Annotated in this window: 20 protein-coding genes; 13 read left to right on the top strand and 7 right to left on the bottom strand. The window is 72.1% G+C overall.

All coding sequences use genetic code 11. The features are described from left to right. Nucleotide 1 precedes the first annotated feature (1 nt). Complete coding sequence (locus ACFPIJ_RS40270; RefSeq protein WP_380123536.1) at nucleotides 2-1,096, top strand: ricin-type beta-trefoil lectin domain protein; 1,095 nt, start codon at nucleotides 2-4, stop codon at nucleotides 1,094-1,096. A 70-nt stretch (nucleotides 1,097-1,166) separates the two neighbouring features. Here the strand turns inward: ACFPIJ_RS40270 and ACFPIJ_RS40275 are convergent, their stop codons facing one another. Together ACFPIJ_RS40275 and ACFPIJ_RS40280 are read right to left on the bottom strand one after the other, a co-directional pair. After that, nucleotides 1,167-1,556 (bottom strand): hypothetical protein, encoded by a 390-nt coding sequence (locus tag ACFPIJ_RS40275; RefSeq protein WP_380123538.1) that lies wholly within the window; start codon nucleotides 1,554-1,556, stop codon nucleotides 1,167-1,169. 136 nt (nucleotides 1,557-1,692) lie between these two features. Continuing rightward, the gene (locus ACFPIJ_RS40280; protein WP_380123539.1) at nucleotides 1,693-2,244 is read right to left on the bottom strand and encodes a TetR/AcrR family transcriptional regulator; all 552 of its coding nucleotides are present in this window, start codon (nucleotides 2,242-2,244) and stop codon (nucleotides 1,693-1,695) included. Nucleotides 2,245-2,296: 52 nt separating this feature from the next. Between ACFPIJ_RS40280 and ACFPIJ_RS40285 the strand changes: the two genes are divergently transcribed. Both ACFPIJ_RS40285 and ACFPIJ_RS40290 read left to right on the top strand, forming a co-directional pair. Next, nucleotides 2,297-3,937 carry an FAD-binding protein gene (locus ACFPIJ_RS40285; protein WP_380123541.1) on the top strand — a complete coding sequence of 547 codons (1,641 nt, stop codon included), beginning with the start codon at nucleotides 2,297-2,299 and terminating at the stop codon, nucleotides 3,935-3,937. Between the two features lie 138 nt (nucleotides 3,938-4,075). Further along, on the top strand, nucleotides 4,076-5,605 hold the full coding sequence (locus ACFPIJ_RS40290; protein WP_380123543.1) for a DHA2 family efflux MFS transporter permease subunit: 1,530 nt from the start codon (nucleotides 4,076-4,078) through the stop codon (nucleotides 5,603-5,605). 184 nt (nucleotides 5,606-5,789) lie between these two features. Here ACFPIJ_RS40290 and ACFPIJ_RS40295 read toward each other — a convergent pair whose 3' ends face one another. Then, the gene (locus ACFPIJ_RS40295; RefSeq protein ID WP_380123545.1) at nucleotides 5,790-6,551 is read right to left on the bottom strand and encodes an SDR family NAD(P)-dependent oxidoreductase; all 762 of its coding nucleotides are present in this window, start codon (nucleotides 6,549-6,551) and stop codon (nucleotides 5,790-5,792) included. Nucleotides 6,552-6,622: 71 nt separating this feature from the next. Here ACFPIJ_RS40295 and ACFPIJ_RS40300 point away from each other — a divergent pair, with 71 nt between their 5' ends. Continuing rightward, nucleotides 6,623-7,183 (top strand): hypothetical protein, encoded by a 561-nt coding sequence (locus ACFPIJ_RS40300; RefSeq protein WP_380123547.1) that lies wholly within the window; start codon nucleotides 6,623-6,625, stop codon nucleotides 7,181-7,183. Nucleotides 7,184-7,459: 276 nt separating this feature from the next. Here ACFPIJ_RS40300 and ACFPIJ_RS40305 read toward each other — a convergent pair whose 3' ends face one another. Next, entirely contained in the window at nucleotides 7,460-8,368 is a 909-nt protein-coding gene (locus ACFPIJ_RS40305; protein ID WP_380123549.1) for an NAD(P)-dependent oxidoreductase, read from the bottom strand. Next, nucleotides 8,365-9,234: an NAD(P)-dependent oxidoreductase gene (locus tag ACFPIJ_RS40310; protein ID WP_380123551.1), complete on the bottom strand. Its 870-nt coding sequence runs from the start codon at nucleotides 9,232-9,234 to the stop codon at nucleotides 8,365-8,367. Before ACFPIJ_RS40310 ends, ACFPIJ_RS40305 begins: the two co-directional genes overlap by 4 nt. 138 nt (nucleotides 9,235-9,372) lie before the next feature. On the opposite strand from ACFPIJ_RS40310, the gene ACFPIJ_RS40315 reads away from it, so the two are divergent. Beyond that, the gene (locus tag ACFPIJ_RS40315) at nucleotides 9,373-9,732 is read left to right on the top strand and encodes a winged helix-turn-helix transcriptional regulator (RefSeq protein ID WP_380123553.1); all 360 of its coding nucleotides are present in this window, start codon (nucleotides 9,373-9,375) and stop codon (nucleotides 9,730-9,732) included. 63 nt (nucleotides 9,733-9,795) lie between these two features. On the opposite strand, the gene ACFPIJ_RS40320 is transcribed toward ACFPIJ_RS40315, so the two are convergent. Next, on the bottom strand, nucleotides 9,796-10,281 hold the full coding sequence (locus tag ACFPIJ_RS40320) for a MarR family winged helix-turn-helix transcriptional regulator (protein ID WP_380123554.1): 486 nt from the start codon (nucleotides 10,279-10,281) through the stop codon (nucleotides 9,796-9,798). Nucleotides 10,282-10,416: 135 nt separating this feature from the next. On the opposite strand from ACFPIJ_RS40320, the gene ACFPIJ_RS40325 reads away from it, so the two are divergent. The 7 genes from ACFPIJ_RS40325 (at nucleotide 10,417) to ACFPIJ_RS40355 (ending at nucleotide 17,287) form a co-directional block, all read left to right on the top strand. Next, on the top strand, nucleotides 10,417-11,064 hold the full coding sequence (locus ACFPIJ_RS40325; RefSeq protein WP_380123556.1) for a nitroreductase family protein: 648 nt from the start codon (nucleotides 10,417-10,419) through the stop codon (nucleotides 11,062-11,064). A gap of 111 nt (nucleotides 11,065-11,175) precedes the next feature. Further along, nucleotides 11,176-11,829 carry a cupin domain-containing protein gene (locus ACFPIJ_RS40330; RefSeq protein WP_380123558.1) on the top strand — a complete coding sequence of 218 codons (654 nt, stop codon included), beginning with the start codon at nucleotides 11,176-11,178 and terminating at the stop codon, nucleotides 11,827-11,829. Beyond that, nucleotides 11,826-12,842: a hypothetical protein gene (locus tag ACFPIJ_RS40335; protein WP_380123560.1), complete on the top strand. Its 1,017-nt coding sequence runs from the start codon at nucleotides 11,826-11,828 to the stop codon at nucleotides 12,840-12,842. Before ACFPIJ_RS40330 ends, ACFPIJ_RS40335 begins: the two co-directional genes overlap by 4 nt. Beyond that, nucleotides 12,839-13,678, top strand: coding sequence for a hypothetical protein (locus ACFPIJ_RS40340; RefSeq protein WP_380123563.1), 840 nt, complete (start codon nucleotides 12,839-12,841; stop codon nucleotides 13,676-13,678). Before ACFPIJ_RS40335 ends, ACFPIJ_RS40340 begins: the two co-directional genes overlap by 4 nt. 10 nt (nucleotides 13,679-13,688) lie before the next feature. Beyond that, entirely contained in the window at nucleotides 13,689-14,198 is a 510-nt protein-coding gene (locus tag ACFPIJ_RS40345) for a hypothetical protein (protein ID WP_380123565.1), read from the top strand. Between the two features lie 27 nt (nucleotides 14,199-14,225). Further along, nucleotides 14,226-15,944: an asparagine synthetase B family protein gene (locus ACFPIJ_RS40350; RefSeq protein ID WP_380123567.1), complete on the top strand. Its 1,719-nt coding sequence runs from the start codon at nucleotides 14,226-14,228 to the stop codon at nucleotides 15,942-15,944. Further along, the gene (locus tag ACFPIJ_RS40355; protein WP_380123569.1) at nucleotides 15,941-17,287 is read left to right on the top strand and encodes an aldehyde dehydrogenase family protein; all 1,347 of its coding nucleotides are present in this window, start codon (nucleotides 15,941-15,943) and stop codon (nucleotides 17,285-17,287) included. The genes ACFPIJ_RS40350 and ACFPIJ_RS40355 overlap by 4 nt, the downstream gene beginning before the upstream one ends. Here the strand turns inward: ACFPIJ_RS40355 and ACFPIJ_RS40360 are convergent. Beyond that, on the bottom strand, nucleotides 17,284-18,006 hold the full coding sequence (locus ACFPIJ_RS40360) for a class I SAM-dependent methyltransferase (protein WP_380123572.1): 723 nt from the start codon (nucleotides 18,004-18,006) through the stop codon (nucleotides 17,284-17,286). The two genes, ACFPIJ_RS40355 and ACFPIJ_RS40360, sit on opposite strands and share 4 nt — an antisense overlap. Nucleotides 18,007-18,100: 94 nt before the next feature. Here ACFPIJ_RS40360 and ACFPIJ_RS40365 point away from each other — a divergent pair, with 94 nt between their 5' ends. Beyond that, nucleotides 18,101-18,544: a helix-turn-helix transcriptional regulator gene (locus tag ACFPIJ_RS40365; RefSeq protein ID WP_380123574.1), complete on the top strand. Its 444-nt coding sequence runs from the start codon at nucleotides 18,101-18,103 to the stop codon at nucleotides 18,542-18,544.

The raw sequence follows: 18,544 nt of genomic DNA on the forward strand, positions 1-18,544 counted from the left end.
TATGTCGAGAACTGGGAGATTGATCATCGCCTTGGCGCTCGGGCTCGCCGTCGGCGGCGTCGGCGGCGTCGGCACGCCGGCGGCGGCGGAGAGCAACGGCGGGATCCGGGTGCTGCCCCTGGGCGACTCGATCACCGACGGCGGCACCGCGAACCCCGGCGCCTACCGCATCGAGCTGTGGCGCCGGCTGACGGCCGGCGGCTACACCGTCGACTTCGTCGGCTCCAAGGCCAACGGTCCGGCCGAGCTGGGCGACCACGACCACGAGGGGCACCCCGGCTACCGCATCGACCAGATCCAGGCCGGCATCGTCGGCTGGGTGCAGGCCACCAACCCGCAGACGGTGCTGCTGCACCTCGGCACCAACGACATCGGGCAGAACTGGGACCTTCCCAACGCTCCGGCCCGCCTCGGCAACCTCGTCGACACGATCATCCAGCTGGCGCCGGCGGCGGAGATCTTCGTGGCCGGCGTCGCCCCGGTGGCCTTCGCCGATCGCGAGGCGAAGACACAGACCTACAACGCCGCCATCCCCGGACTCGTGCAGCAGCGGGCCGCGGCCGGCAAGCACGTGCACTTCGTGGACATGCACGCCGCGCTCACCACCGCCGACCTCACCGCCGACGGCGTGCACCCCACCGCCGCCGGCTACGCGAAGATGGGCGCCACCTGGTACGCGGCACTGCGGACGGTGCCCACGTCCATCGGCCCGGGCACCGGCCTGGAGCACCGCGCCTCCGGCCTGTGCCTGGACGTCGCCGGGCGGACCGCCACCGCCGGCGCCCACGCCGTCATCGCCACCTGTGACGGCGGCCCGAGCCAGCGCTGGGTCACCGGCGCGGTCGGTGAGCTGCGGGTGTTCGGCACCATGTGCCTGGACGTCGTCGGCGCCGCCACCGCCCACGGGTCCGACGTCATCATCTGGACCTGCACCGGGCAGTCCAACCAGCGGTGGACGCTGCGCGCCAACGGCTCGCTCGTCGGGGCGGCCTCCGGCCGCTGCCTCAAGTCGACCTACGGCGGCACCACCCCGGGCACGATCCTGCGGATCGCCGACTGCGACGGCACCGCCGTCCAGTTGTGGTCCCGCCGATGAGAACGATCATGCCTGACCGTCGCACCGGGACCGCCTGCCGTTCACGGCCGGTCCCGGTGTACGGGGCACCTCAGCGCCGCCGGTCGTGCCGACCGTGCTCGCTGAACACCCGCTGGACCTGCTCGGTCCAGAACGCGTGCGGCTCGGAGAAGCGGTAGCCGAGCGTGCGGGCCTCGCTGTAGAAGCTCTGCGCGGGCTCCTGGTCGCTGTACTGGTAGGTCACGATCGCGGTCAGCGCGGGACCGCCAGCGTCGTACTCGTCCTCGAACACGCCGCCGAGCAGTTCCTGCATCAGCGGCGAGGCCGGGTCGACCTGGATCACCCTGACCTGGGCGGCGACCTCACCGTAGGAGGTCAGGCGCCGGTCGTGCGCGGCGCCGACGATCGCGTCCCGGACCTCGTGCTTCGCGGTGGTCCACTGATCCTCGCGCAGGCCGACCTGCGATGCGGTGCGCCTCATGCGGTTTCCATCCCAACCCACCTGATGGCGGCTCGACGTCGCCCGAGCCGGGCCCGGACTGCTGCAGTCTGCCCTGTCCGCACCGCGACGGTAAGGGTCCGTACAGCTCATTCGCCCGCCGCGGCGGCCCGGTCCGCTATCCGGTGATCGCCGGCCGGAGCATGGCCCAGGCGCGGTCGGCGAGCTCGCCGCGCTCCGCCGGCGTCGACTTGGCGAGCAGCCCGGCGATCATGCGGACGGCCAGCAGCAGGTCGTCGGCGGTGACCGCGGCGCGGATCCGGCCGTCCTGCTGCGCGGCCCGCAGCTTGCCCTCGAGGAGGTCCCGGACCCGGTCGACCACGTCGCGGAGCCGGGGGTCCTCGTCGGAGGCGTGCAGCATGTCGATGAACGCGACCGACGCAACGGTCTGCTCCGTGATCAGGGCGAGCAGGTCGTCGAGCGTGCTGGCCGGAGCGGCGGCGAGCGCCTCGAGGGCGCCGACGTTGTCGTCGAAGACCGCCAGGGCCAGGCTCACCCGGTCCGGGAAGTGGCGGTACAGGCTGCCCTGACCGACGCCGGCCTGCCGGGCGATCGCGCTGAGGGACGCGTCGAAGCCCTCGCTGGCGAACTGCTCGCGCGCGGCGCCGATCAGCGCGACCCGGTTGGCGGCGGCGGCGTTGCGCCCCCGGTTCTCTCGACGTGTCCGCATCACGGGTGTAGCTTACCAACCGGACTGGGTCGTCCGGTTGATTGGAGGCGGCATGGCCGTGCAGTGGGACCGTGAGGTTGACGTGCTGGTGGTCGGCACCGGGGCGGCCGGCATGACCGCGGCGATCGCCGCCGCCGACGCGGGCCGGCGGGTCCTGGTCGTGGAGAGCACCGGCAAGTGGGGCGGCACCACGGCGCTGAGCGGCGGCGGGCTGTGGATGCCGACCAACCCGCTGATGGCCGGCTTCGGTCAGGTGGACTCCGTCGACAAGGCCCTCACCTACATGGCGGCGGCGATCGGCGACGCCGGCCCGGCCAGCTCCCCCGAGCGGCGCCGCGCCTTCGTGGAGAGCGTCCCCGAGGTGTTCACGTTCCTGCAGCGCCTCGGCGTACGGTGGACCGCGGCGAAGGAGTACCCGGACTACTACCCGGACCGGCCCGGCGGCATGACCGGCCGCAGCATCGAGGCCGAACCCTTCAACACCCGCAAGCTCGGCCCCTGGTTCGCGACGTTCCGCGGACGCGACAGCATCCCCGCGCCGCTGAAGACCGACGACGTGTGGCTGCTGTCCCGCGCCTGGTCGACCCCGTCCGGCTTCGCGCGCGGCGCCCGGTTCGTATTCCGTACCATCGGCGGCCTGGCACTTGGCAAGCGCCTCTTCGGCATCGGCGGCGGGCTCACCGCGAGCCTGATGAGCATCCTGCTCCGGCAGGGCGTCGAGGTGCTGCTCGACACCCCGCTCACCGACCTGATCCTGGACGACGCGGGCGCGGTCCTCGGTGCCACCGTCACCGGCGCCGACGGCGCGCCGCAACGGATCCGCGCGCTCGGCGGGGTCGTGCTCGGCGCGGGCGGGTTCGCCCAGAACGCCGAGTGGCGCCAGAAGTACCACGGCATCCCCGGCTACAGCTCCGCCGCCGACGGCGACCTCGGCGGGCCCATCGCCATCGCCGAGGCCGCCGGGGCGCAGCTGGCCCTGATGGACGACGCCTGGTGGGGCGCGTCGGTGCCGCTGCCCGACGGACACAGCCAGTTCGTGCTGTCGGAGCGGTCGATGCCGTTCAGCATCGTGGTCGACTCCGCCGGTGACCGGTACACCAACGAGTCGGCCAGCTACATCGACTTCGGGCACGCCATGCTGGAACGGGACCGGACCGTGCCGGCGATCCCGAGCTGGCTCATCCTGGATGTGCGGCACCGCCGCCGCTACCTGTTCAACGCGTTCCTGCAGGGCACCAAGCAGCTGCGGGCCAAGGGCGTCGTGCGCTCCGCCGCCACGATCGAGGAGCTCGCCGCCGGGCTCGGCATGCAGCCCGCCCGGCTGCGCGCCACGGTCGAACGGTTCAACGGCTTCGCCCGCGCCGGCGTCGACGCGGACTTCGGCCGGGGCCGCACCGCGTATGACAACTACTACGGCGACCCGGGCGTGAAACCGAACCCGAACCTCGGCCCGATCGAGAAGGGCCCGTTCACCGCGGTCCAGCTGGTGCCCGGCGACCTCGGCACGAAGGGCGGCCTGCTCACCGACGCCGACGCCCGCGTGCTCAACGTCGACGGCGCGCCCATCCCGGGCCTGTACGCCGCCGGCAACACCACAGCATCCGTCATGGGCCGCACGTATCCCGGCCCGGGCTCGACCATCGCCCCGGCGGTCATCTTCGGCTACCGCGCCGGTCGCGCCGCCGCCGCCTGACCCTTCCCGCCGTACACCGGCGGAAGACGTCGACGGCGGGTGTGATCTGGGGAACAGCACAGCAACGGGCGCTCAACTCCGGCGGCGCGGTCCCGATGCGGTGGGCACACCTGCCTGCCGACCCCCGGGGGACCACCCATGAGCACGACCACCGCCCGTCCCGTCCCAGCCGCCCGGCGGGCCGGTCCTGCGCCGGCGCCGCTGCCGCCACCGACGCCAGTGCAGGACGCGCGGCCCGGTCGCTGGTGGGCCCTGGTCGTCCTCGCGATGGCGCAGCTCATGGTGGTCCTGGACGCGACGATCGTGAACATCGCCCTGCCTACCGCGCAGCGGGACCTCGGGTTCTCCGACGGCGGCCGGCAGTGGGTCGTCACCGGCTACGCCCTGGCGTTCGGCAGCCTGCTGCTGCTCGGCGGGCGGCTGTCGGACCTGTTCGGCCGCAAACGGATGTTCCTCGTCGGCCTGGCCGGGTTCGCCCTCGCCTCGGCGCTCGGCGGCGCCGCGCAGGGTCTGACGATGCTCATCGTGGCCCGCGCCCTGCAGGGTGCCTTCGGCGCCGCGCTCGCCCCGGCCGCGCTGTCGCTGCTGTCGATCACGTTCCCGGACCCGAAGGAGCGCGGCAAGGCCTTCGGCATCTACGGCGCGATCTCCGGCGCCGGCGGCGCGGTGGGCCTGCTGCTCGGCGGGGTGCTCACCGAGTACGCCTCCTGGCGCTGGTGCCTCTACGTCAACCTCGTCATCGCCGCCGTCGCGGTGGTCGGTGGCCTGCTCAAGCTGCGCGACGAGCCCGCCCGGCCCGGGGGCCGCATCGACGTGCCCGGCGCCGTCACCGCCGTCGTGGGTCTCGTTGCGCTGGTGTACGGCCTGGGCAACGCCGAGTCCGACGGCTGGAGCGACCCGATGACGCTCGCCCCGATCGCGGTCGGCGTGCTGGTGCTGCTCGCGTTCGTGGCCATCGAGCGCCGCGTGGCCCACCCCCTGCTGCCGATGCGGGTCGTGCTGGACCGCAACCGGGGCGGCTCCTACGCCGCGGTCGGCATCGCCGGCGCCGGCATGTTCGGCATCTTCCTGTTCCTCACGTACTACATGACCGGCGTCCTGGGCTTCACCCCGATCCAGACCGGCTGCGCGTTCCCGCCGATGCTCGCCGCCATCATGCTGTCCGCGACGACCGCCGGCTCCGTGCTGACACCCCGTGTCGGCCCCCGCCCGCTCGTCCCGCTCGGCGCCCTCATCGCCGCCGGCGGCATGGTGCTCATGACCCGGCTCGACCTGGACTCCACGTACGCCACCGGCGTCCTGCCCGGCCTGCTCGTCATCGGCCTCGGCATGGGCCTGATCTTCGCCCCGACCCAGAACGCCGCCGCCTCCGGCGTCGCCCACACCGACGCCGGCGTCGCCTCCGCAATGATCAACACGACGCAGCAGATCGGCGGCTCGATCGGCACCGCGCTGCTCAGCTCGTTCGCCGCCAGCTCGGCGACCGGCTTCCTGGCCGGCCGCACCTCGACGGCACAACTGGCCGCGCAAGCCGCCATCGAGAGCTACCACACGGTCTTCTGGTGGTCGGCCGGCTTCTTCCTGCTGTGCGCCACCGTGTCCGCCATCCTGTTCCGCACCGGCCCACTCGACGTCGACCCGGACGCCCCGAAGGCGATGGCGCACTGAAGTGCTGCTGTAATGCTGCCGCGCTGTAATGCTGCGGGGGTTCCCACCCGCAGCCCCCATGCGACCGCTCCGCGGCCGCACTCTCTTAACTAGCCCGAGTGAATAAATCGGGCGCTGCGCTTCCATAGGCCGTCGCGGTCACCGTCTCTACCTGGATGGAGTGGGGCGGCTGGGTGCCGGTTGGTCAGCGGGGGGCGGCGCCGCCGTCGATGTCCAGGGTGGTGCCTGTGACGAACGCGGCCTCTGTCGAGGCCAGGTAGACCGCGGCGGCGGCTACCTCGGCGGGCGTCCCGCCGCGGCCCACGGGCAGTGCCGCTGCGGTCGCCTCCCGGCGGGCGGCGGTGCTGAACGTGGCGTGGAAGTCGGTGCCGTCGATGAAGCCGGGCGCCAGTGCGTTGACGGTGATGCCGTCGGGCGCCAGTTCCTTTGCCAGGCCTTTCGTGAGGCCGATGATGCCGGCCTTGGCGGCGGCGTACGCGACCGCGCCCGGACCACCGCCGTTGTGCGCGGCCAGGGACGCCATCGTGATGATGCGGCCGGACCCGGAGGTGCGCAGCGCGGGCAGCGCGGCGCGGATGGTGCGGAACGTCGCGGTGAGGTTCACGTCGGTCACCTGCGCGAAGTGCTCGTCGCTCATCTCGCCGATCGGGACCCGGCCGACCAGGTGCCCGGCGTTGCAGACCAGGATGTCCAGGCCGCCGAGGTGCTCGGTGGCAGCGGCGACGAGCCGGTCCACCTGGGCCGTGTCGGTCACGTCCGCTTGGACGGCCGTCGCCCTTTGCCCCAGACCGGCGATGCGGGCGACCACGCCGGCGGCCCGCTCCGCCGAGTGCCCGTGGTGCACCACGACGTCGGCGCCGTGCTCGGCGAGGGCCAGAGCGATCGCCGCGCCGATGCCGTGCCCGGCGCCGGTGACGAGCGCGTAGCGCCCGGTGAGGTCGAACATGCCGCCGCCTTCCGTCCCGCCGGCGGGAACCCACCGGCTCTGGTGCGATTCTCCACGGTGAGGAGGTGCCGATGAACAGGCTGTCCCGAGTGCCGGGCCCGGCCGCCGTGCTGCTGCTGGCCGCCTGCACCGCAGCACCCGCACCCGCCCCGCCGCCGTCCGCCTCCGTCCCACCGCCGCCGTCCGCCGCCGTCGCGCCGGTACCTGCCTCGACAGGCCCGCAACGCGGCTGTTCCAGCCTCGTCAGCGTGGGGCTCGGGGATGACGCGTGGCGCACGGCGCCGGCGGCTGGGCCGGCGGTGTTCGGCGCGCTGGACTATCGGTGGGGTGACCGGGCCGGCTTCGCGGAGCGGGCGCCCGACGGGCAGGGGTGGCGGTGGTTCAAGGTGGCGATGCGGCTGCGCGGTGGCACCCCGGCCACCGTCAGCATTCCCGAGCCGCAGCGGGCCGTGGCGGCGCTCACGTACCTCAACGGCCTCGACCACACCGTTGCCTTCGCCGCCTGTGGTGCGACGGCGGGCGAGTTCGCCGGTGGGTTCGTCGTGCGGGAGGCGGTCTGCCTGCCTGTCGACGTCACCTCGGGCGGCGCCACGGCCCGGATCGTGCTCGACTTCGGCAACGGCGGATGCTGAAAGTGCGCGATGTTGCATCCGATGCGACAACGGTGCGCCGCACGGGACACGGCCCTTCGGTGTTGACGGCACGGCGAAGCGCGCCCAGCGGGCGCTGCAGACGCCGCTGGACTTCGACGCATGGAGTGCCGGACATCTTCGGGACGGGCGCACGAAGCCGACGCTGCGGGGATATCAGAACGCGATCGTCGACCACCAGTGGTCCGACTGCGGCCAGTTCACCCGCCCGTTGCGCCGTGGCACGTGCGTGCGGTTCGCGCCGGCCCAGTGTATCCGTCAGCTCTCGGCTTTGATCACCTCGTAGAGCGCCGTCCAGTTCTTGGTTGAGTGGCCGGCGGCGATCGCCCGGTCGTAGTGCGACCTGACCGCCTTCGGCAAGGCAACGTCGACGCCGAAGGTCTCGCTGGTCCGCACGATGTGGTCGGCTGTTGCACCCATCATCAGAGCTGTGCTGAGGTCGCCGGGGTGCTCGCCGGCCTCCAGTTGTTGAGCCAGCTGCGCGCCATCGCCGATCATCGCCGGAATGCCCGTGAGGGTGGTCAGCACGCCAGGCAGGAAGTCCGCCGCCGGGACTCCCGCGGCGGTGACAAGGGCCGTGGCGTGCAGGAGGCTCGACAGGGCGGTTAGGAACACGTCGAGGTGGGCCTGGTAGAACAGCTGAGCCAGGCCGGGATCGCCGCCGAGGTACTGAGGCTCGCCGATCACCCTCAGTAATGGTTCATGCGTGTCGAAGGCGTCCTTTGGCCCGCTGTAGAACACGTACGCGCCGCGGTTACCAATTGCGGGAGCAGGCACCATGACTCCGCCGGTGATGAAACTCGCACCGTGTTCTGTCGCCCATGCCGCAGCCCGCCGCGACGCCTCCGGCGTGTCGGAGCTGAGGTTGACCAGAACCTTGCCTCCCAGTGCGGCAGGCCGCCGTTCGTCATCGATCACCGGGGCGAGGATGTCGTACATCGCCTGATAGTCGGTGAGGCTGATGATGGTCAGGCCGCTGGCGGCGATGGCGGCGGCGGGTGTGGGTGCCAGCGTGGCCCCGGCGGAGACAAGGTCGTCGGCACGGCTGGGCGTACGGTTCCACACGGTGACCGGATGCCCGGCCTGCATCAGGGTAGTGCCCATCGCCCGGCCCATCGGGCCGAGGCCGATCACAGTGACCGGGGCCGGCGTGCCGGTGCGGCTCATCGCGCGCCTCTCAGTTCCTCGAAGATGCGGGCGGTGCCGTGGTCGGCAAATCCGGCGGTGATCTGACGCCGCACGATGTCGTGCACCGGCTGAAGCACCTCGACGGCGACGCCTTGTTCGGCGGTGGCCCGCAGTAGCGCGGCCAGCGCCGTTTCGGTGAACTGCAGGCTCTGCTGACCCTCTCCGGTGTAGTCCTTGGCGTCGACCGTCGCGGCGAAGCCAGCCAGCTGGCCGGTCATGGCGGCAAGGAATGGCACCTGCAGCTCGGCGAACCCGGTCGCCGACACGCCCGCGGCGCCGACCATCGCCGCACCGTGCAGAAAGCCGGCAAACATCGTGTACATGCCGGTCAACATCGCCATGTCGTAGAGCGAGGCCATACCTGCGTCCGGCCCGAAGAAGCTGCTGGCACCCCACAGGTCCATCAGCGGCCGGTGCTGTTCGAAGGCGGTGAGCGAGCCGCTGTACAGGATCGCGGAACCCGGACCGCCGATCATCTGCGGGACCGCCATGATCGCACCATCGAGGTAGACGATGCCGCGCTCGGCGGCCCATGCAGCCAGCTCGCGCGACTCGTTCGGCGTCGTGGTCGTCAGATTGATCACCGTACGCCCGGACAGGCCGGCGGCGACCGGATCGAGCACGCTGTGCACGGACCGGTGGTCGAACAGGCAGACGACAATCACTCCGTCGCCCGCCACTGCCTCCTCCACGCTGCCGGCAACGACGGCGTCGCGCCCGCCGAGGACCTGCGCCCGACGTGGGTTGCGGTTCCACACGACCGTGGGTCGGCCGGCGTCGAGGGCCGCTCCGGCGAGGGCACTGCCCATCGCCCCCAATCCCAGGACCGTGGTGCTGGTGGTCATCAGATGTTCCTTCGTTCTGCTCGGTGACATGACGGGCGCGCCGATCACCATCGTCCGCAGGTACCTTCGTGATAGCTAGTACCCACTATTTTGTTCAATACTTACTCTTTGGTAAGTATCCAGGCCAGGGAGAACGCGATGAGTTCGAACGCCAGGCGCGGCCCCTACATCTGCGGCATCGACGCCGCGATGGACGTGGTGTCGGGGAAGTGGAAGTCGCTGATCCTGTGGGAGCTGAACAACTACGGCACCCGCCGCTTCGGCGAACTCAGACGCGGCCTCGCCGGCGTCAGCGAGAAGATGCTCATCCAGCACCTGCGGGAGATGGAGGAGGACGGGCTCATCCATCGCGAGGTCTATCGCGAAGTCCCGCCCAGAGTGGAGTATTCCCTCACCGAACATGGCATCTCACTCAACGAGGCCCTCCGCCCGCTGGGCGCATGGGGCACCCAACGACGCGAGCGCCTGGCCGCCGAGCACGACCTCACCTGCGAGTGACCCCGACACGTCGGTACCTGCCGCACCCGTCGGAATTCGCGGCAGCCCTCCGGCTGAGCCGGGTCAGCGGATTTCTAGGAGCTTGCCGAGTATTGCGGTGAGCTGCCTGCGCTCTGCCGCGGTGAGGTTGGCGAAGGTGCGGTCGAGGAACTCGGGCATTGCCGTCTCGGCTGCAGCGAGTCGCGTGCGGCCGGCCTCAGTGATGGTGACGGCGTAGGCACGCCGGTCGTTGGGGTTACGTTCGCGTCGTACGAGGCCGGAACGCTCCAGTTCGTCCGCGACGTTGACCATGACGCTCCGGTCAATGCGCAGCTCTTCGCTGAGCGTCTGCTGGGAGCAGGGGCCGACTGCGGCGAGCATCTTGAGCACCAGCTGTTGCCCGACACCAAGGCGCTGCTCGACGGCGTGCTCCTCAGCGGCGCGCGCAACCAACGTCGAGGCTCGGCACAAGGCGATGTCCGGGCGTTCAGCCGCAAGTTGCGCAAAGTAGCTGCTCGGTGCACTGGTGGCCGCCGTTGGCATCCTGTCCCCCTTCACTGCGACCGCCATCCTACCTCAATCATCTGCCGGCAGATGATTTGACGACAGATCAAGCACAATCGTATGCTCACCAATCATTGGTAGACAGATCATCTGCGGCAAGATTGAGCCTGACCCGTACCGAATCCTTTGTGGAGCACTGTCATGCATCTGAACCTGACCGCCGACGACGTGTTGTCCACCACCCGTGCGGTACGCAAACGCCTCGACCTCGACCGTCCCGTGCCCCGGCACCTGATCGAGGAATGCATCGACCTGGCCACCCAGGCCCCGACCGGGCGCAACCGCCAGCGCTGGCACTTCATCGTCGTCACCGACGCCGCGCAGCGCAGCGCCGTCGCCGACCTCTTCCGCGCCGCTGTCGCGATCGGCGGAGGCAAGCCCGTCAACGATCGCGATCTACGCCGGATGTACGCCCACCCGGATTCGATGCGCCGCATCACCGACGGCTTCCAGCACCTCTACGACAACATCCACCGCGTGCCCGCCTTCGTCATCCCAGCCGTGGAAGGCCGCACCGATCGCGCCTCGGTCCTGGACCAGGCCATGACCTGGGGCTCCATCCTGCCCGCAGTGTGGAGTTTCATGCTCGCCGCCCGGGCTCGCGGGCTCGGCACCGTCTGGACCACCGCCCAGGCGCCCCTGGAACGGGAACTCGCCACCATCCTCAACGTCCCCTACCAGGACGTCATGCTCGCCGCCTTCATTCCCCTCGCATACACCCTGGGCACAGAATTCCGACCCGCCCGACGCATCGCACGCGACGAGGTGCTGCACTGGAACCATTGGTAGGCAGCCGGCAAGCCAGGAGTCTTCGCCAATCGGGAACTCGCCGTTCAGGCAGCGGCAACTGCGCGGATGTCCAGGTATGCGGGGGTGCCCGGGTTTCGTACAGTGCGCAGTGTGAAAGGAACCGAGGCGCTGCCGGCCGGCGTCGAGCTGTACTCGCTGACGGCCGACGGCACGGCGCTGCTGACGTCCCGGACCGGCCGTGGCGACCTGCTCGACGCCGGCGCGTTGCTGCCGTTCATCGACCGCGGGCAGCACGCCCGGTATCTGATCGGTGACGCGCTGACCTCGCCGGAGCGGCCCAGCAACGCCACGTACAAGCTCGGCCTGATGCGGGGGCACAGCGCCTTCACCCCGCACGCGCACGGCGGGGAGCATTTCGTGCTGAGCCTCGGCTACGCGGCGTGCGGGCTCTACGACGACGAGCGGCAGGAGGCGGTGACGGTCCGGCTCACCCCCGGCGTCATGATCCGCATCCCGGCGCTGCTGCCGCACTCGTTCGTCAACCGGGGCGCCGGTCGGTTGCTGATCCTGGCCGCGAACACCGGGTTCGGCATCGACCACGAGGACTACGCGATCACCGCCGAGGAGGCGGAGCGCCGAGCGACGGCCGAGCCGTCCGGCGGCGGCGCGGCACTGGACTATCCGGCGCTGGCGAAGGCGTTGCGCGCCGTCGGCTCCGCGCCGTCACCGGGTGTGATGAGCTGGCGGGAGCGGGCGGCGCAGGCCGCCCGCCGTCTCGCCGTGCGCTTGGAGGGATCGGCATGATCTGCCCGCACTGCACCGCCAACCTGACCCGCAAGAGCCGTCCCGGCAAACGCTGCGGCTCCTGCAAGAAGCCGTTCGTGTTCGAGCCGAAGGAGAACCCGCTCGCCCTGCACGACGTCAAGGTGCGCCGGCTCACCGAGAAGCTGTCCGAGGGCGGGCTCTGGTACACCACGACCCAGCTGTACTACGCGTCCGCCCGCAAGACCAACAAGGTCGCCGCGAGCGGCCCCACCGGGTGCGCGATCGTGGTGCCGATCATCGCCGGCCTGGTCCTGGTGGTGCTGGGGACCTTCGGCGGCAATCCCCCGGTGCTTGCCGTCATCGGCGCGGCGCTGCTGGTGTTCAGCGCCGTCATCATCTGGCTGCGGGTGACCGGCGTCATCAAGCGCGCGGTCGTGATGAAGATGTCGTTGCAGCAGTTCCGCCAGGAGATCATCGGCGGCTGGAGCCGGGTGTACGGCAAGCCGCCCGGCGGGATCGTCGACGAGCCGCACGTGAAACCCGGCCGGCAGCCGCAGCAGCCGGCGTTCGCGATCCTCAGCCCGGACCCGTCCGTGCTGGCCTGCCTCCAGGTCAACGACGTCGGGCGCCGGTTCAACGCCGCGCTCGCCGCGAAGGTCGCCGAGCTGCCACCGTCGACGCCGGTCGCGGTCATCCACGACGCCAGCCTCGACGGCGAGATCTTCCTGGCGTCGGCCAAGCACGAGCTGCAGGGCCGGCGGGTCATCGACCTCGGGCTGCGCCCCCGCACCGTCCTCGCCGCGAAGGACCCGTTCAAGCTGCGGACGAAGGACCGGCAGCCGGAGCGGATCGCCTGGCTGAAGGCCAACACGGACCTGACGCCCAAGGAGCTGGAATGGCTCGGCGACGGCTGGTCCTCGCCGGTCGCCGCGCTGCGCCCGGCGCAGCTGCTGGCCCGGGTCGAGAAGGTCGCCGGTCACCTCAGCGGGAAGGACGACCCGGCGCAGAAGGCCGCCGCCGCGATCGGGTTCATGACCTGGCCGACGGCATGAGCATCATCGACCGGGCCCTCAGCGCCGCCGCCGTCCGGGCCGGGCTGCCGGGACGGATCCGGTTCACCCACCGGCAGCTGTACTACGAGGTGTGCCGGGGCCTGCTGCCGCTGCACCGCCTGCCGCGGCGGGTCGGGTTCACGCTGCCCGCGCCGATCGGGTACGACCGGTTCCTCGCCGCCCTGGAGCGCCACGGCCCGGTGCCGGGCCTGCTGCCTGAGCTCAAGAAGCCGGAACCCACGAAAGCGGAACACGCAGACCCGAACGACGACGTGCCGGACCTCTACGACTACGGGCTCCCCCGGCTGCTGGTCTGTCAGGACCCCGCGATCGCGGCGATGCTGCTGGCCAACGAGCTGCACATGGAGTCGGCGTGCCCGGTGTTCGCGCTGCCCGACCTGCCGCTCGACCCGCGCCTGACCGCGGCGCTGCAGCGCACCGGCGACGCCGTCGTCCACGTGCTGCACGACGCGAGCGCCGAAGGCTACGCGGCCGTGGACGAGGTCCGGCAGTGGGCCGGCGACCTGCGGGTCAACCCCCTCGGGCTGCGCCCGGTGCACGCCGCCGCGCTGCACCTGACCACCGGTCCGGCCGGACCGAAAGCCACCACCGGTCCGGCCGGACAGGAAGCCGCGGTTGACCACCAGCCCGGGCTGGAGGCGTGGGAACTGCGCCGGTTGCGGGCCGGCCGGACGGTCGAGGTGGCCGCGGTCAACCCGGCCCGGCTGCTGCGCACCGTGCACCGCCTGGTCCGGGGCCAGAGCCGGACCCGCCGCAGATCCGCCCGCCTCCGCCAGCTCCAGGCCGCGGGTTTCATGACTTGGCCGGCATCATGACGGGAGTGCTGTGAGCCAGTACCGGGAAATCCACTACACGGACGAGTTGCTCAGCGACCGCAGCGTCCACCGCCGCTTCGCCGACGGCCGCGAGGAGTGGCGCCGCCGCGCCGGTGACCACTACGTCCAGTGGCAGGACAACGCGGGGCGCAGCGGCATCGACGAGGTCCTCGGCGACCGCATCATCAAGCGCCGCTACACCACCGGTCAGGTCGTCTACGGCCGCGACCAGGGCTACGGCCGCACCGCGTGGGGCGACGGGACCATGACGGTCAACCGCACGTCGTTCGGCGGCCGCACCGGCGCGATCCTCGCCGCGGTCGGCGCTGGCGCGCTGCTCGGCGCGATCGTCGCGCCGCCGCTGCTGATGTCGGAGTTCGAGGAGGACGAGCTGCGCCGGCAGGCCCAGCAGCAACAGCAGTCGTCCGGCGACGGTGGCGACGGCGGTGACGGCGGTGACAGCAGCAGCAGCTGGAACGACACCGACGACAGCGGCGGCTCCGACGACGACTTCGGCTGAGCCCGACCGGATCCTGGAGGTTTCCACGTGCCACGCATCGCCGCGATGTCGGGCGGCCGTCCGGCGCTGAGCGACCTGGGCGCCCGGGCGGTCGTCGACGCGGGCGCCGTCGCGCTCGGCTTCGTCGACGCCGAGCCCGGCTTCGCCGAGGGCCCGTTCACCGCCGGTGGCCTGCACGCCCTCGGGGAGGTCGTGCTGCACAACCGGACCGAGCTGTTCGCCGCCCTCGCCACGGCCGGCGCCCCCGCGCCACCGGAGACGCCCGACGGCGAGCTGCTGCTGCGGGTGTACAGCACGCTCGGCGGCACGGGCATCCGCGCTGCTGACGGCATGTTCGTCCTGGTCATCGCCGACGGCACGGACCTCGTCGTGGTGCGCGACCACGTGGGCACCCGCACCGCCTTCCACGCCCGCGCCGCGGGCCGCTGGGCGGTGTCGACCTCCTTGCGGGCGCTGCGCCGATGGCCGTCCCTGGACACCGGGCTGAACCTCGCCGCGGTCCGCTCGTTCCTCACGTTCGCCTACCTGCCCGGCGACGAGACGCTGCTGCGCGGCGTGCACGAGGTGCTGCCGGGCAGGATCGTGCGGCTGCGCGCCGACGGGACCGTCCGCGAGGAGCCGTACTGGGACGCGACCGAGGCCGTCGACGAGGACACCACGACCGCAGGGCACGCCGCGACCCTGCGTGCGCTGCTGGAGCGGGCGACGAGCCTGCGGCTGCCGGCCGCGGAACCGGCCGCGGTCCTGCTGTCCGGCGGTGTCGACAGCAGCCTGGTCACCGCGCTCGCGGCGAAGCTGCACGACCAGGAGGTCCGCACGTACTCCATCAGCTTCGGCCATGAGCTGCCGAACGAGCTGGCGTACTCGGGGCTGGTCGCCGCCCACTGCAACACCCGGCACCAGATCCTCAGCGTCTCCGGTGAGCAGGTCGCCGCCCGGCTCGCGGAGACAGTGGCGCTGCTGGACAGCCCCGTCGGCGACCCGCTGACGGTGCCGAACCTCATGCTCGCCGAGGCCGTCGCCGGCGACGGGATGCGGGTGGTGCTCAACGGCGAGGGCGGCGACCCGGTGTTCGGCGGGCCGAAGAACCTGCCGATGCTGCTGTTCGAGCTGCACCGCGACAACCCTGCACCGGACGCGCGGTCCCTGGCCTACCTGCGGTCCTACCGCAAGTGTTACGGCGACCTGCCCACGCTGCTGACCGCCGACACGCTGCGGGCGCTGGAGAGCGAGCCCGGGCCGGAGCGGTTCGTCGCGCCGTACCTGTCGCCGGGCACGATGCGCGCGCACCTCAACCGGCTGCTGCACTGCAACCTGCGCACCAAGGGCGCCCACCACATCCTGACGAAGGTCGAGCGGCTCACCGCGGCCCGCGGGCTGCAGGGCCGGTCGCCGCTGTTCGACCGGCAGGTCATCGACCACGCGTTCACCGTGCCGCCGCGGCTGAAGCTCGCCGGCACCGAGGAGAAATGGATCCTCAAGGAGGCCGTGCGGGATCTGCTGCCGGCGACCATTGTGGACCGTCCCAAGAGCGGCATGCGGGTGCCGGTGCAGCAGTGGCTGAGCGGCCCGCTGCGGGAGCTCGCCGACGACGTGCTGCTCGGCAGCCGCACCAGCGGCCTGTTCGACCCGGTGACGATCCGGGCGTGGCTGCGCGGCGAGGGCGCGCTGCTGCCCCGGCAGGGCGGCAAGGTGTGGCTGGTGCTGACCCTCGAGCTGTGGCTGCGTGCCTACGATGTGGTGTGAGCACACATGATCTGACCGACCCGCGCACCGGGCGGGTCCGCACCCAGCTGCAGCCCGGCGGCCCGGCCGAGGTGACGGCGGCGGTGACCGCGGCCCGCTCGGCGTTGCGCGGCTGGGCCGGCCTGACCGCCAAGGAACGTTCCCACCGCCTGCTGTCGCTCGTCGCGCTCATCGAGCGGCAGTTGGAGGTGTACGTCCAGCGCGAGGTCGCCGGCACCGGAAAGTCCGATGTGGATGCCCGGGCGGAGGTGCTGCAGTCCGCGGACGTGCTGCGCTTCTACGCCGGGGCGGTCCGCGCCGACCTGACCCCGGCGGCCGGGCACCGCCTGCCGGGCCGGGAGAGCTGGGTGCGGTGGGAGCCGATCGGGGTCGTCGCCGCGATCGTGCCGTGGAACTACCCGCTGCTGATGGCGGCGTGGCGGCTCGGTCCCGCGCTCGCCGCCGGCAACACCGTCGTGCTCAAACCGGCCGAGACGACCCCGGACACCGCCGTGCTGCTCGCCGAGCACGCCGCGGAGACGCTCGGCCCCGGTGTCCTGGTGGCGCTGCCCGGCGACCGCGACACCGGCCGGCTGCTCGTCGGCGCCGACGTCGACGCGGTCGCGTTCACCGGCAGCCAGGCCGGCGGCCTGGACGTCGTCGCCCGTGCCGGGCTGCGCCGGGTCAGCCTGGAGCTCGGCGGCAACTGCGCCGCGGTCGTCCTGCCCGACGCGCCCGCCTATGCCTACGACGCGCTGGTCGGGGCCTGCACGTACAACGCCGGGCAGAGCTGCGCCGCCCCGGCCCGGGTCATCACGCTGCGCTCCCACCTGGAGGAGACCGTCGAGCGGCTCGCCGAGGCGATGGGGGCCCGCCGCGCCGGACCGGACTTCGGCCCGCTGAACAACCCCGCGCAGGTCGCCCGCTTCGACGCGATCGTCGCCGAATCCGGCGCCGGTGTCCGCCGCAGCGGCGAGGTGGCGGTCGGCGACGGCGAGGCCGGCGGGTTCTGGCGGGCCGGGCTGATCCTGGCGGACCTGGCACCGGACGACCCGGCCGTGACCCGGGAGATGTTCGGCCCGGCGCTCACCGTCCAGGCCGCCGACGACCTCGACGGCGTCATCGCCCTGGCGAACTCGGTGCCGCAGGCGCTGGCCGCCAGCGTGTGGGGCACCGCGGTCGGGCCGTCCCTGCATCTCGCCGGGCAGCTGGACTGCGGCGAGGTCTGGGTCAACTGCCACCTGGAGCAGACCGCGGAGCTGCCGCACGGCGGCCGCCGCGGCTCCGGCCACGGCACCGACCTCAGCGTCCTGGCCCTGGCGGAGTATCAGCGCCCGAAGACCGTCACGGTGCGGCTTTCCTAGGCCTTCCGGGCGACGAACACGAATTCCAGGCCCGGCCGGTCGGGCGCGTCCCGGACGTCGAGGACGGTGAACCCGGCATCGACCAGCGACCGTTCGACCTCGGCCCGGTCCCGGAACCGCAGCGTCGAGTCCGAGTGCACGCGATCGCCGCCGGGGAAGGTGTACGTGTGCCGGAACGACACGAACGGCGGCGCCACCTCGGTCACCTCGCGGCGCTGCTCGACCGGGCCGATGCCGGGCACGTCCCGCACGACCGGGCCCGGGTCGGCGGCCCAGCCCTCCCAGGCGCGGCGCTCGGGGCGGCGGGTCTCGAACACGAAGACGCCGCCGTCGCGCAGCGCGTCATGGATGCCCCGCAGGGTGGCAGCCCAGGCCTCGTCGTCGAGGAACACCTGGGCGACGTTGCCGGTCATCGTCGCGAGATCCGCCGCCACCGCACCGACGGTCGTGGCGTCGCCGTGGATCCAGGTGACCGCTTCCGCGCCCGGCTTCGACCGGGCCACGGCCAGCGACGCGCCGGCCGGGTCCACCCCGGTGACCTGCCGGCCGGCGGCCGCCAGGAGGACCGCCAGGCAGCCCGTCCCGCAGCCGACGTCGAGCACGGCCCGCGCCTGGAACTCGTCCGCCACGCCGAGGTAGAGGTCGAGGTCGCCGCGGTCACCGTCGAACACGTCGTATATGACGGCGAGCCGGGAATCGGCGAAGATCGCATCTGGCACGCCGCCACCGTATCCGTCCCGGTGCATGCGGGCGACCCGTTTGCGCCGCCACACCCCACGCCCGCAGCCCCCGGGATGTGGCACGATCGAGGGCATGACCAGCCGGCCCACGCAGCATCTGCGGGACCTGGCTCGGCTGCGCCGGGTCCGGGACCGCATCGACCGGGACTACGCGCTGCCGCTCGACGTCGAGGAGCTCGCCCGCGGCGTGCACATGTCGGCCGGGCACCTCAGCCGCGAGTTCCGGGTCGCCTACGGAGAGTCGCCGTACTCGTACCTGATGACCCGCCGGATCGAACGGGCGATGGCCCTGCTGCGGCGCGGCGACCTCAGCGTCACCGAGGTGTGCTTCGCCGTCGGCTGCTCGTCGCTGGGCACCTTCAGCACCCGCTTCACCGAGCTCGTCGGCATGCCGCCCAGCACCTACCGGACCCGCGCGGCGGGCGCCACCGCCGGGATGCCGCCGTGCCTCGCCAAACGGGTGACCAGACCGGTCAGGAATCGAGATGCTCCCGTCGCGCGCCCCCGCCTAGCGTGA

This window comes from Dactylosporangium cerinum, from assembly GCF_042653625.1.
Classification (GTDB): domain Bacteria; phylum Actinomycetota; class Actinomycetes; order Mycobacteriales; family Micromonosporaceae; genus Dactylosporangium; species Dactylosporangium cerinum.

Excerpts from the sequence above, each read along its gene's own strand:
- ACFPIJ_RS40305 (WP_380123549.1), bottom strand. The coding sequence starts at position 8,368 with ATGAGCCGCACCGGCACGCCGGCCCCGGTCACTGTGATCGGCCTCGGC.
- ACFPIJ_RS40335 (WP_380123560.1), top strand. The coding sequence starts at position 11,826 with ATGATCTGCCCGCACTGCACCGCCAACCTGACCCGCAAGAGCCGTCCC.
- ACFPIJ_RS40280 (WP_380123539.1), bottom strand. The coding sequence starts at position 2,244 with ATGCGGACACGTCGAGAGAACCGGGGGCGCAACGCCGCCGCCGCCAAC.
- ACFPIJ_RS40295 (WP_380123545.1), bottom strand. The coding sequence starts at position 6,551 with ATGTTCGACCTCACCGGGCGCTACGCGCTCGTCACCGGCGCCGGGCAC.
- ACFPIJ_RS40340 (WP_380123563.1), top strand. The coding sequence starts at position 12,839 with ATGAGCATCATCGACCGGGCCCTCAGCGCCGCCGCCGTCCGGGCCGGG.
- ACFPIJ_RS40285 (WP_380123541.1), top strand. The coding sequence starts at position 2,297 with ATGGCCGTGCAGTGGGACCGTGAGGTTGACGTGCTGGTGGTCGGCACC.
- ACFPIJ_RS40300 (WP_380123547.1), top strand. The coding sequence starts at position 6,623 with ATGAACAGGCTGTCCCGAGTGCCGGGCCCGGCCGCCGTGCTGCTGCTG.
- ACFPIJ_RS40310 (WP_380123551.1), bottom strand. The coding sequence starts at position 9,234 with ATGACCACCAGCACCACGGTCCTGGGATTGGGGGCGATGGGCAGTGCC.
- ACFPIJ_RS40325 (WP_380123556.1), top strand. The coding sequence starts at position 10,417 with ATGCATCTGAACCTGACCGCCGACGACGTGTTGTCCACCACCCGTGCG.
- ACFPIJ_RS40290 (WP_380123543.1), top strand. The coding sequence starts at position 4,076 with ATGAGCACGACCACCGCCCGTCCCGTCCCAGCCGCCCGGCGGGCCGGT.
- ACFPIJ_RS40275 (WP_380123538.1), bottom strand. The coding sequence starts at position 1,556 with ATGAGGCGCACCGCATCGCAGGTCGGCCTGCGCGAGGATCAGTGGACC.
- ACFPIJ_RS40320 (WP_380123554.1), bottom strand. The coding sequence starts at position 10,281 with ATGGCGGTCGCAGTGAAGGGGGACAGGATGCCAACGGCGGCCACCAGT.
- ACFPIJ_RS40315 (WP_380123553.1), top strand. The coding sequence starts at position 9,373 with ATGAGTTCGAACGCCAGGCGCGGCCCCTACATCTGCGGCATCGACGCC.
- ACFPIJ_RS40365 (WP_380123574.1), top strand. The coding sequence starts at position 18,101 with ATGACCAGCCGGCCCACGCAGCATCTGCGGGACCTGGCTCGGCTGCGC.
- ACFPIJ_RS40270 (WP_380123536.1), top strand. The coding sequence starts at position 2 with ATGTCGAGAACTGGGAGATTGATCATCGCCTTGGCGCTCGGGCTCGCC.